At 69.2% G+C, this 12,749-nt stretch carries 3 protein-coding genes; all 3 read right to left on the minus strand.

Features of this window, described 5'->3' with window-relative positions; all coding sequences use genetic code 11:
• Nucleotides 1–716, minus strand: a 716-nt coding sequence (locus AC3XYG_RS40575; protein WP_489145597.1) for a POTRA domain-containing protein, incomplete at its 3' end; no start/stop codon positions are given.
• Nucleotides 717–1,280: 564 nt separating this feature from the next.
• Nucleotides 1,281–11,837 (minus strand): filamentous hemagglutinin family protein, encoded by a 10,557-nt coding sequence (locus AC3XYG_RS40580; RefSeq protein WP_489145598.1) that lies wholly within the window; start codon nt 11,835–11,837, stop codon nt 1,281–1,283.
• 128 nt (nt 11,838–11,965) lie between these two features.
• On the minus strand, nt 11,966–12,749 hold a 784-nt coding region (locus tag AC3XYG_RS40585; RefSeq protein ID WP_489145599.1), incomplete at its 5' end, for an MFS transporter.

The raw sequence follows: 12,749 nt of genomic DNA on the forward strand, positions 1-12,749 counted from the left end.
GCGGTGGTGTATTGCAGCGACACGGAATGGCCGAGCTGCCACAGGTTGTTGTAGCCGACCGAGCCGGACAGCCTGAGATGCTTGGTGTCGGCGCTGTACTGGTTGTTCAGCTCGACCGAGGCCTGGAACGGCGATTCATCCTCGACGGTGAGATCGGCATCGACCGTGCCCGGCTCGGCCCCCGCCTTCAGCAGCGGCGTCACGGTGCGGCCCGGCAGCCGGTTCAGCACCTCCGAATCATGCTGGATGCCGGCCAGCTGCGGCACCGTGCCTTCGGCCAGCGAGGGGGCCGCATCCTTGATCCGGCCGAGTGAATAGTAGCGTGAGTTGCGCACCCTGAGGCGGCCGACCCGGGCCTCCGCCACCTCGAGCTTGACCACACCGTCGCGCACCGTCTGCTCCGGGATGTTCACGGCAACGGTGACATAGCCGGCGTCGGCGTAGCGCTTCTCCAGCGCCGCGCGGGCGCCCTCGACATCGTCGATCGACTTGCCGGGGCCGAGGAAGGGGTACACCGCCTCCTCGATCTGCACCACCGGCAGCACGGTGTTGCCCTGGACCTGGAATTCCATGACGTCGAAGCGGCTGGCCGCGGTGGTGCCGCCGGACGGTGCCGCCGCTGCCGGTGCGGGCGCAGCGCTGCCCGCGGCCGGCGCGTCCGCCGCCCGGCCAGCGCCCAGGGCCAGCAGCGACACGCCTGCGGCCCAGCCGGCCACGGCAAGCCTCGACCTCCGCCTTGGCCGCATGGATCCCCCTTCGATGGTCCGCGCCCGTCCCCTGGGCAATGAAATAAAAGCGTCACACATCACGCCTTATTCTGAATGAAGAAGGCGAATGTTTCGATCATTTGTCTATAAAGCTGAGTACCACACCCATTCAACACAGTTCAATGGCAACTGAAACGTTTATAAATATTTTGATGTGGACAAAGATACGGATGTTCACACAACTGAAATATCGATTTGTATGCATATTATCGGAATTAGACTCGGCCTAATCATGTCTGGTTTATCAAATCAAGATGATCGCGTGTGCTTGCCGCCCGGTGGAGATCACTCCGCCGGGCGCGCGAACGGCCGGGACCGGTGCGGCGGTCAGGTGCCGGAGCCGATGGTGCAGGTGCCGGAGACCGGGCCGGTCTTCAGCGCGGTTGGGCCGGTGGTGGTTGCAGTGTCTGATAAGCAGCCGTCATGGTAAGCCCCGAAGGGGCGCGGCAATCTGGGCTCCCCGCTTTGATGGAGAGGTTCCTGGATCGCCATGCCGGCTTCGGGCAGGGTGCCTTACCCCTGGTCGTAGCCGAGGAAGGCCCCGGTGATCAGCAGTGGCGGCGCGTCCTCGTTGGGCTTGGCGCCCTTTTCGGCCTGGTCGCGCACCTGCTGCTCGATCGCCCGGGTCGCGGCGGCGGCCACGTCGCCGGTGCCGGCGATCGAGGCCGGGTTGACCGGCGCGCTCGGCAGTCCGACCGACTTGCCGCCGACCTGGATGTTGTCCGCGTTCAGCACCTGCACCGCGAAGACGTTGAAGTTGCCGGCGACGCGGATGCCGGCCTCGCCGGCATTGACCACGCCGTTCGGGGCGTAGAGGTCGACATCGCCCGGCGGGACCAGCGCGCCGATGCCGCTGCCGCTGGTGACGCCGCCGGGTTCGACCTGCAGCGTGCCGTTCAGGCTGAGACGCACGATCGGCGCCGCCGTGGCCAGCGCGGTGCGTGAGCCGATGCCGGCATCGATGTCGCCGAAGGACGACCACATCAGGATGTCGCCGCCCTGGGCGGTGAGGGCGCGGGAGGAGCGGATCAGGATATCGTCCTGGGCGAACACCCGGATGTCGCCCCCAAGCACGGTCCACAGGCCGGAGTCGTTGGGGTTCAATTTCTGCCCGAACGTTCCGGGGGGAACCACGCCGCCAAGCCGGACGTCCCCGCCGGGCGCGAACAGAGATATATTGCCGCCCCGTTCCGTCTTGATCGCGGAGTCCAGCATGGTGATGCTGCCGGAATAGCTATCGCCCGGGAACAGCGCCGCAGCGGCGGCGTAGCCGCGATCGGTGGCGCCGAAGCGCGGGCTGGCGGGGTCGCCGGCCTCGCGGCCGGAGGCGCGCAGCTCGGCGAAGAAGATATCCTGGATCAGCGGGTCCTGCTGCTCCGGCGGCAGGGCCTTGAGCAGGGCGAAGGCGGCGGTGGCGTCCAGGCCGGTCCGACCGGTCACCTGCTGGACATAGGCGATCATCTGCCCGGCGTAGATCGACCCGCCGGCGGCCTGAAGATAAGGCGCCAGCTCGGCAGCGTGCGCCGGGTCGAGATAGCGGTCGAGGAAGTCGGTGCGGTCCGGCTGGCCGCTGCCCAGCCCCGCCATGACGGTGATGTCCGCGCCATGTTCCGCCAGCACCGAAGTGCGCAGATTGCCGTCGGTCAGGATGCCGTTGCCGGTGCCGAGGTCGACGTTGCCCCCGGCGGCGACGACCAACTGGCCTGGTCCGCCGACCTTGACCTGCGTGCTGGAATCGTTGGGCCCGTCGCCGGAGCCCAAGGACAGGTTGATGTCACCGCCGGCTTGGACCAGCGTGACATCGTCCGCATTGGTGTTGGTGGCACTGATGGAGAGATTGCTGATATTGCCTTCGGCGCGCAGCCGGAGGCTCTTCGGCAGGGTCAGTCTGTAGGCACCACCGACATCCCCGGCGATCGATCCGTCAACGGCATAGATGTGCACCGGATCCGGGTCGCCGATGTGACGTCCGGCCTGGTCCAGCGCAGGAGTGATCAGGAAATAAGCCTGCTCGAATTGCTTCGGTTCCGCGGTGCCCTGATTGCCGCTGAAGTTGACGATGACTGGATCCAGCGGGGTCGGTGCGAATTGCGGATCGGCATCCGCCATGGCGATGAATGTCAGCGGATAGGTCACGGCGGGGGCTGCGGGATCGCCTCTGGATCGGAGTACGACATTCTCCGCCGCCAGCAGGTCCAACGTCCCTCGGTCGGCACTTTCCAGGACCATGCCACCGTCAACCAGGATGTCGCCGCTGAAAGCGGCCGCCTGGACGGTGGCCGGATAGATCAGCATCGCCTTGGCGATGTCTGATCCGCTGCGGCCTCCCAGGCCGGCGACCCCCTGCACGGTTGCGCCCCTGTTGCCAAAGCGGACGTTGCCGCCGATCGAATCGAGTTCTAAGGCGCCGTTGTCTCCTCGCGACAGGAAGCCGCCATATTGATCGGTAACGGTCGTGTCGGGATTCTGCCGCGTCGAAAGCGGCAGCAGCATCGGATCGAGCGCGGTTTCGATGGTCAGGTCGCCGCGGCTGCGCAGCCGGAAGCCGGCATCGCCCACCGCCAGGATCGTGTACGGCTTGTAGTCGGCGAAGGTGGTCATGTCGACCACATCCGCGCCGCCCTTGATCGCGCCGCCGGATTCGATCGTCGCGTCGCCGCGGCCGACATAGTAGACGCCGCTGATGATGTCGCCCAGCGCATCGACCGTGAGGGTGCCGCCGTTGCGGATGTTGACCGTGCCGGTGGCGGCGTCGCCGGAAACCCAGCCGACCGTCGGGATCACCGCCGAGAGGTTGGAGATGTCGCCGCCGGCCCGCAGCGAGACATTACCGCCGCCCAGCGCGCCGACGCCCTGCTGGAAGCCGTCGAAGTCGATCCACCAGCTGGTCTGCAGCCCCGTGCGTCCCTCGGCGTCGCCCTGGCGCCAGACGTAGTCGGTCACCACCTGGTTCTCGGGCACGCCGTACAGGCTGCCGCCCGCCGTGATGCTGATATCGCCGCCATCGGTCGGGTAGGTGGCGCCCGCCGGTGGGGTGAAGCCCGGCTGCTCGCCCGCGCCGATCGGTCGGCCGGCGGTGTAGACCATGGCCGGGTTGTAGGTGGTGAAGGTGTTGAGATCGAAGTTCGTGTTCGTGCGGGCGCCGAGCACGACATCCGCCGCCGCGGCGATGTCGATGTCGCCGGCGCCGGTGCGGATGAAGAGCGGCCGCGCCGCCGCCAGCGTGTCGACCAGGACATTGCCCTTGCCGGCCGTGAGATCGGCCGCCGCGCGCAGCGCCATCGGGTCGGCGCCGGCCGTGTCGGCGCCGCCGACGAGACGGTAGGACCAGTCGCCGCCGTCCTGCAGCACGCTCTTGCCGTCCAAGGTCGTGAACCCGTCGCTGAGATTGGCCAGCAAGGTCAGGTCACCGCCGGCCCGTAGCGTCAGCACGCCGTTCACGCCGTCCTGGCTGAGGTGCTGCAGGTCCCAATCCGTCGCCAGCGTCATGTCGCCGTCGCTGCGCAGTTCTTCGCCCGCCTGGACGGCCACATTGCCGCCGAGCCGGCTGGCGATGGTGCCGGTGTGTCCGGCGAAGGCCCGCGCGTCGGTCGCCACCTGATCGATCACGCCCTGGTCGATCGTCGAGACCCCGTTGAAGACCTTATAGGCCTCGACCGTGACCTGCCGCGCCCCATCGATCCGGCTGCCGATCGGTCCGGTGATGGCAACATCGGCGCCGTCGCTCGTCCGCGGCGCGCGCAGTTGCACAGTGCCGGTGGCACCGCCGGCGCCGACCGCGATCGTTGAGCCGGAACGCAGGTCGAACCGGCCGTTGTCCCCGGCCGCGAGCAGCACCGAGCCGCCCTTGCCCGCGGCGTCGGCCGATATGCCGGAGGCGTCCAGGGCAGCCCCGTTGTCCAAGGTCAGGGCACCGCCCGCCGCCAGCCGGATGTCGCCGCCGGTGGCACCGGTGGCGTTGATTGTGCCGCGGATGTCGAGGCTGCCGCCATCGACCGACAGCGCGAATTCGCGGGCCCGGACCGTCGTGCCGAGCACCACGTCGCCGCTGCGGATGCGCAGCCGCTGCGCCTCGGCGAAGCCCGCCGCCGTCAGCTTGTCCGCCAGCGCGTCGAAGCTGCCGTCGAGCCGGCCGACATCGAGGTCGACCGCGCCCTGGCGGGTGCCGTCTTCCGAATGCGCGTCGATCGCGCCGGCGGCCACGAACCGGCCCTTGGCCGCGTCGACGATCAGCCGGCCGGCGTCGCCGCCCAAGTCGCCATCGGCCACGCCGGCAGCCCCGCCGAGGACGATCTTGGCACCGCCCGCGAGCGTCACGTCGCCCTGGGCCGAGGACAGCTTGACCGTGCCGCCGGGGGCATAGCGGGTCTGGTCGAAGAAGGTTTGGGCGACGCCGGTGGCATCGATCGTCGCGCCGTCGGCGATGACCAGGCTCCCGGCCGCCGCCGCCTCCAGGATGCCGGAGCGTACCTCGACCCTGCCGCCCAGTGTGATGCTGTCGCCGGACAGCCGCAGGCGGCCGCCGATATCATTGAAGGCGGGCAGGTCCGCCGACGCCCGTCCGGTGAAGGTCAGGGCACCGGCCGCGGCGATGGCGTTGTCCGCGCCTGCCCCGGCGGACAGTGCGGCCGCGGTGAGCGCCAGCGACCCATCGGCCTTCAGCCGGTTCGGCCGGTCGGCGCCGCCGGCGCCGGGGGCGAGGTCGGTGGCGGTGTCGAGGCCGCTGGTGCCGACGATGCGCTCATCGGCCGCCAGCGTCGCCGCGCCGAAGCCGGCGATGCGGACCGGGCCATCGGCCAGGTCGATCCGGCCGCTGCCGGCGACGGGCTTGCCGTCGGCGCCGAGGCGCGTGGTGGCGTTGATCGTCCGGCTGCCGCCGGCGGCAGCCACCGGGTCGTCGAAGGCGGCACCGGTGTTGCGCAGCCGCACCGCGCCGGCATTCACCGTGACGTTGCCGCCATGGCCGATCAGCGCGCGGCTGTCGAGCGACAGCACGCCCAGCGACGAGCCCTGGCCGGTGCCGACGGTGACATCCCCGTAGAAATCGATGCTGCTGTAGCTGTGCAGCGTCAGGGTCCCGGTCTGCGCCAGCACCCCGAGCGTGCCGTCCCGGAACACCAGGCCCGGCGTGTCGGCCGGCGCGTCGCCGAAGCTGATCTGGCCGGATGCGGCGTCGATGGCGCGACCGCCGGCGATCTGGTTGGTGGCGAGGACCGTGTTGCCCGTGGCGTCGAGCGTCAGGCTGCCCGACGCGAGGACGGCCGAACCCTGCTCCAGCGTCAGGCTGCCGCCAAACCCGCCGATATCGCTGCGCAGCACATCGGCCCGGTCGCCGGTGGACAGGCGCAACAAGGCCCCGTCGCCGTCGAGGCGCAGCGTGTCGGCCGCGCCGACATCAGCCCCGGTGGTGCGGATCACGCTGCCCGATTCCACCGTCACCGCATTGCTCGCGGCCAGCAGGATCTCAGCCCCCTGCAGCGGGGTGCCTTCATTGCGGACGATCACATCGGTCGCCGAGACGGCGACCTGGGTGCCGCCACGCGGATCGGTCGGGGTGACCCCGGCCGGGCTGCGCTCGCCGCCGATCATCAGGCTGCCGACGCCGAAGCTGTTGAGCTGTTCCGCCTGCAGCAGCAGATAACCGTCGGCGGCCAGGTCCTGGGTATCGACCCCGGCCGAGACCACCGCGACCTTGGCGGCGGCGATGTCGAAGCGGCCGAGCCGCCCGCCCTGGGCCGGCGCGAACTGGGCGGTGCCGTTCAGGGCCAGCGTCTGGGTGGCGTTGGCCACCAGCGTGCCGCCGTCAATCGGCAGGGTCGGCGGCGCGGCGGTGATGCCGTCGCTCTTCTGGCGCTTCAGGAAAGCATCGGACTGGAAGAAGCTGTTGGCACGGTAATCGTCATATTCCGCCCGCTGCCGCAGCACACCGCCCGATTCGATCTGGAAGCCGGACCAGCGGGCATCGGAAATGCCGGTGTTCAGCACCGAGCGGCGGCCGGCGACGAAGGCGCTGCCATCCGGCGCCCGGCCGTTCATCTTCGGCAGCATGTCGAGGCCGCCATCGAAGGCGCGGACGCGGTAGGCGCCCGGCATCAGCGCATACCGCGCGGGCAGCAGCACATAGGTGCCGGCGGGCAGGCCGCCGCCGCCCGACAGGTAGATCTGGTCGCCGACCCGCAGCGAGGTGTTTGCCCCCTGTCTGAAATATTGCCCGGCCACGGCCGTGGTGCCGTCCACCATCGGGACGTCCGACCGCATGTCGATCTGCGTTTGCGACGCGGGCTGCGCGCCGGTCATGTAGTTGTCCAGCGGCGCGTAGCCGCTGAAGCCCGGAATCACCGCGAAGCTGTTCGGGTCGTCCAGCACGTCGGCCGGGCCGCCCAGGCCGGGGACGAATTCGCTGGCCAGCAGGTCGCCGCCGCCGCGCACGTCGATCACCGCGCCCTTGTCGACCTCGACGTCGTCGCCGCGCAGCCGCACCTCCTTCACCGGGGGGGTGTCGATGCGCTGGCCGTTGGTGTCGAACCAGACCGAGCCTTTCTGGACAAAACCATAGGGCACGGTCAGCCCGGCGGCCGAGACCGAGGTCAGGCTGCCGGCGCCAAGCGTGACCTTGCTGACGAGATCGGTCCCGTCATCCTCCAGGCCCAGCACGATCAGGCCCAGCGGCGCCCGGATCGTACCGTCCTGCACGATCTCCGGCGCCTGAATCGTCAACTGGCCGCCGATCGACCAGGGCGCCTCGGCGGTGCCGTTCGGCAGCACCGTCACCTTGCCCGGGGTGCTGATGGTGAAGCTCTGGCCCGTCGTCGGGTACAGCTGCGCCGCCTTGAACACCAGGTCGCCGGCGCTGGTCAGCGTGCCGAGGTTGTCGGTGGAGATGCTGCCGAAGCGGATGTCGCCGCTGCTTTCGAAGCTGGCCTGGGTGAAGCCGCCGAAGTCCTTCGACACCAGCTCGCCGCTGATCGGGTCGGTGAACTGGTAGCTGCCGCCGAGACGGAGAGCGGAGGTGCGGATGTCGATCAGATCGGCCAGGATGGACAACTGCGTCGCCGGGCTGACGATCGGGCCGGTCAGCGGCAGGCCGGGCGTCGCACCGTCCGTTCCGATGTTGGTGAAGGACACGTGCGGCGCCTGCAGCTGCACCGTCGATCCCGGCGTGGCGCCGATGGTGGCAGCCGAGATCTGGATCTCGCGGTCGAGCTTGAGGTTGACGTTGCCGTCGAAGTTCACGGCGCTTTCGCTGGACATTGCCCAGCTGCCGAAGCCGCCGCCCATCACCGTGTCGGCGGTGATGAAACCCTGTCCGGCGAGGCCGCGCAGCGTGTCGGCGTCGTATCCGTCGGTCGCAGCCGGAGACAGCCCGGACTGCCGGATGTCTAGGACGCGCATGAAATCGAAGGGCAGGCCGAACCTGTTCGTCTGGGTGACCAGTGAGCCCTGCAGCAGTTCGGTGATGAGCGAGCCGCCTTCGGCGCCGGGGCCGCCACCGCGACCCAGCAGCGTGCCGTCGATGAACAGCCCCTCGCTGCCGGTCAGCCGGATCGTCCCGCCGTTGCTGGCGATCGTCTGCGACCGCAGCTTCAGCCCGTACATGGTCATGCCGCGGACATCGATGTCGGTCTGGACGCCGGAGACATCGAGCAGAGCGCCCCGTTCGACGACCACCGCGCCATTGTACGACTGCACCGTGATGGTGCCGCCGTCCAGCACCGTGCCGCGCCGCGTGCCGTCGGTCGTCAGGTCGAGCTTGACCGCGCCCCGCGCCAGCAACTGGCCGGTGGCGCCGATGCGCACACCGGCCTCCGGGTCATAGGCGGCCCCCTGGTGCGTCGTCCCCGTCGCCGGGTCGGTCACGGTCTCTGAATCAGGGGTGACGCCGCCCTGCAGCGTGATCTGCCCGGCCGGGGTCTCGAGCGTGCCGTCCACCCGCACCGTGCGCGCCGCCACGGCCGTCACCGCGCCGCCCTGGGCCATGCGGACCACCGAGCCCAGGCCGAAGACCACGCTGCCGCCGCCTTCGTAGGCCAGGCCGCTGGCGGGATCGACCGCGCCGAAACCATAGTCGTCCGCCCGGGTGTCGCTGCCGCGCGCGATCAGCGTCAGCGAGCCGGCGGGGCGTAGATTCTCCGGCAGCAGCTGCAGGCTGGCGAAGCCGAACACGTCGCCGCCGCTGGCCCGGGTCAGGTAGCCCGGATTGAGCTGCAGGGTCGGCACGACAGGGGCCACCACCGTCCCCGGCGCGACCGTGACGCCGCGATAGCCCTGCAGCGCCACGTCGCTGAAGCCGCCGCGGCCGAGGAAGCCTGGATCCAGCACCAGCGCCCCCTCCGGCGCCAAGCCGCCGCCGATCCAGATCCGGTCCGTGCGGATGGTCAGGGAGCCGCCGCGGTCGAGCCCGAAGCCCTGGATGTCGCCGCCGAGTAGCATCCGGCCCTCGCTGGGCCGGATCGCGATGAGGGGGTCGATATAGCGGCTGGAGGTCAGCAGCACGGCGCCGCCCTTGCCCTTGGTCAGCGACCCGTCGGCCGCCACCCAGCCGCCGGCCGAGACGTCGATCAGGCTGCCACGCTCGAGCGTCAGGTTCCGCAGCGCCCCCAGGCTGATCGAGCCGCCATCCGGCAGGGCGGCGCCGACCGGGCCTTCCCCGTTGTGCGGCGGGTTGCCCTGGGCATCGATCGTGTCGTTCACCCATTGCCCGCGGGCCGTCAGCCGCGCCCCCGATGCCAGGGTGATATCCCGCCCACCCAGAGTGATCGTGCCGGACGGTGTCTCGATCGCGCCGGCGATCAGGATGTCGCCATACTGGTCCGGGACGCCCGCATAGAGGCCGGGCACTCCGACGATCACCGTCTGCGACCGCAGATCGACCGATCCACCCGGTGCCGTGCGCAGGGTCACGCCGCGCGCCACATCGACGTCGCCGCCCCGGGTCACGATCGCGATCTTGTCCACCCCCGCGGCGCCGACCAGCGACGGGGCGAGCACCAGCCGGCCGCGCTGGGTCTCCGGCAGTATCGAAGCGGAGCCGAATCCGCCCGGCAGGCCGGATCCGCCGGCGCCGAACGAGACATCCACCGGGCCGGTCAGGTTTAGGGTGAGGCTGCCCAGCGCCGGCAACTGGCCGAGCGACCGCTGCCGCGCCCCCGGCGTGGTCTGGCCGACGATCCGTCCGTCGAGCACCGCGGCACCGGTGGTGATCGAGACCGAGCCGGCGGCCATGCCATCGGTGTAGGCGGCCTCGTAGCGCGGGCCGTAGACCTGCTGCTGTGCGTAGCGGTGCTCGGCGAAATCGACATATTCGATGTCGGGCGTCGCCTGGCTGATGTCGTAGACCCGGCCATCGGCGCCGATCAACTGGGTCGTGTCGATATAGCCGGCGCGATAATGCACCTGGCCGCCCGAGACATCGATCATGGCTCCCTGGCGGATCACCACTTCGCCGATCTGGGCCTGGTCGTTCGAGACGATCGATACCGTGCCGCCGACCGCGCTGCGCTCGATGGCGGTTCGGCCGATGCCCTTGAGATAGCCGTCGATGCTGCCGATCGGCGAGCCTTCGCGGACGTCGACGTTGATCGTCTTCTTGTACAGGAAGCCGTCGCGCTGCAGCGGCGAGTTCAGCTCGTTCTTGCCGAGCTTGATCGACACCTGGTTGCGCTCCATCGCCACCTCGGTGGTGGTGGTGCCGGACACATCGATGCGGCTGAACCAATCCATGTAGAAGCGGCCGCTGCCCGGCAGGATCTTGATCGTGGCGGCCGGTGCATGGATCAGTGACCCTGATTCCATCGTCACGTTGCCGGTCACTCCGATGAAGGAGGGCTGGAAGGTCTCCGCATCGGTGATGGTGTCGGTGCTGTCCTCCGGCAGGATCTCGGTCACGCTGCCTCGGCCGAAGGTCGTGGTGCCGCTGCCTTCGATCAGGATCGATCCGTTGGCTCGCACAGATGTCGTCGCCGACAGCCGCCCCATCTGGCTGATCTGATTGCCCGCGATTGTGAGGTTCCCTTGTGGCGTCTCGATGACCCCGGTGTTGACGACGGACGCCTCTGGATTGGATGGACTGCCCCCCTGAACACCACCATCGACCCGGACCAGGACACCGCGGACCTTCTTCTCGTCGTCCAACAGGTTGGGCTTGGCCAGGTTCTCGTTGGTCGGCACTGGGTCGTTCGGATCCGCCAGGGCGACTGTTCTGCCGGCGGCCAGCACCACTTGGCCGGTAGGAACCCGGATGGTCCCTTCATTGACGATGGATCCGCCCAGGAGGATGACGCTGCCATTCTCCGGCCCCTGGATGACCGTGCCGCGCTCGACCTTGATGGCACCGGGCGTATAGGCGTTGCCGGCATCATCTACGGCTTGAAAATCAATTGGCCGGAGTTCGCCACTGGTGATTTCGGGCTTGTTCTCCAGGATGCCCTTCATGAACCGGTCGGTGCTGATGTTCAGCGACGACGCCACGAGGTTGCGGACATTGACCTGGGCGCCCTTGCCGAAGATCACGCCGTTCTGGTTGATCAGATAGACATGGCCGTCGGCCTTCAGCGCGCCGTCGATGCGCGACGGATCGGCCTGGCCGATCTTGTTCAGCACCGCCCAGTCCTTGTTGCCGTGCTGGTCGAACTTGACGGTCTCGCCGCCGGCGATGTTGAACCGGTTCCAGTTGATGACCGCCTTCGGCTTCAGCTGATCGATGGTCATCAGCTTGTTGACCGAGTCAACCACCGGGTTGCTGGCGCCGGCCACGACCCGGTTCAGCTGCATACCGTTGAACAGCCCACCCGAAGTGCCGGCCGACGCGGCGCGGTTCAGGGCGTTGCCGATGGCGCTGTTGCTGCTGGCGCCATTGCCGCCGCCACCGGCTGCGCCGCTGTTTCCGGCGCCCGCCGAATCGACCCGCACCGGCCGCATGCCGACGATCTTGATGCTGTCGGCCCGTGCCGGCTCCATCGCCACGCCGAGCGCCGCCAGCCCGGCGAGCAGGGCCAGGGCGCTGCAGCTCAGCCGCAGCCGGCGCGGCAGCGAAGGGACCTGAAGGCGAATCGGGGCACCAATGCCGGCCATCTGGTCAGCTCCAGGCTTGAAAATGGATTATCCGCGCACGCGTCCTATCCTTCCTTTCCTAGACAACCCGACGTTATTGTCGCCATCGCTGGTCGATGAAATTTTCGTGAAGCAGGTGAACCCGGCGTTCAAGCGACCGCCGGTGCGGCGGCCTTGGCACTCTGGCGCTGCGGCTCGATTCCCAGCCAGGCGACGACAATGATCATGACGATCAGGGCCGCAGCCATCAGCCCCAGCACGCCGCCGACGCCGTACCGGGCGAAAATCGGACCGATGAACAGCGGCACGACGATGCTGGCGCTGCGCCCGGCGGCGTTGCAGATGCCGACGCCGCGCAGCCGGACCCCGGTCGGGAACAGCTCGGGGATGTAGACCGCGAACAACGCCGCGACCAGGACGTAGATCGGAATGGTCAGCAGGAAGCCGATCGCCGCGGTCAGGATTGGATCCTGGGACAGCGCGAAGGCGGCCGACAGCAGCACGGCGGCGGATGCGGCGCCGATGATGGTCGGCTTGCGGCCGAGCAGGTCGGCGGCGAGTGCCCCCAGCGCCGACCCGACCGGGCCGCCCAGCGCCATCAGCAGGGCGAAGGCGGTGCTGCGGGTGACGCTCTGGCCCTGGCCGATGAAGAAGGTCGGCAGCCAGGTGATGAAGCCGTAGATCAGCGTGTTCACCACCATCAGCGAGATGCAGCCGACGACCAGCCGTGACAGCAGCGGCGCCTGCAGCAGCCGGGCGCCGTCCTGGATGTCAGTCTCGACCGGGTCCGCAAGTGCCGGGGTCGGGGCGGGCAGGGGTACGCCCTGTGCCGTCGCCTGGCGCTCGATATCCGCGACCAGGGCCTCGGCCTCGGCGGTGCGGCCGACCGAGGCCAGCCAGCGCGGGGATTCGGGCATCCCCTGGCGCAGCAGC

It is taken from the genome of Inquilinus sp. (assembly GCF_057815775.1).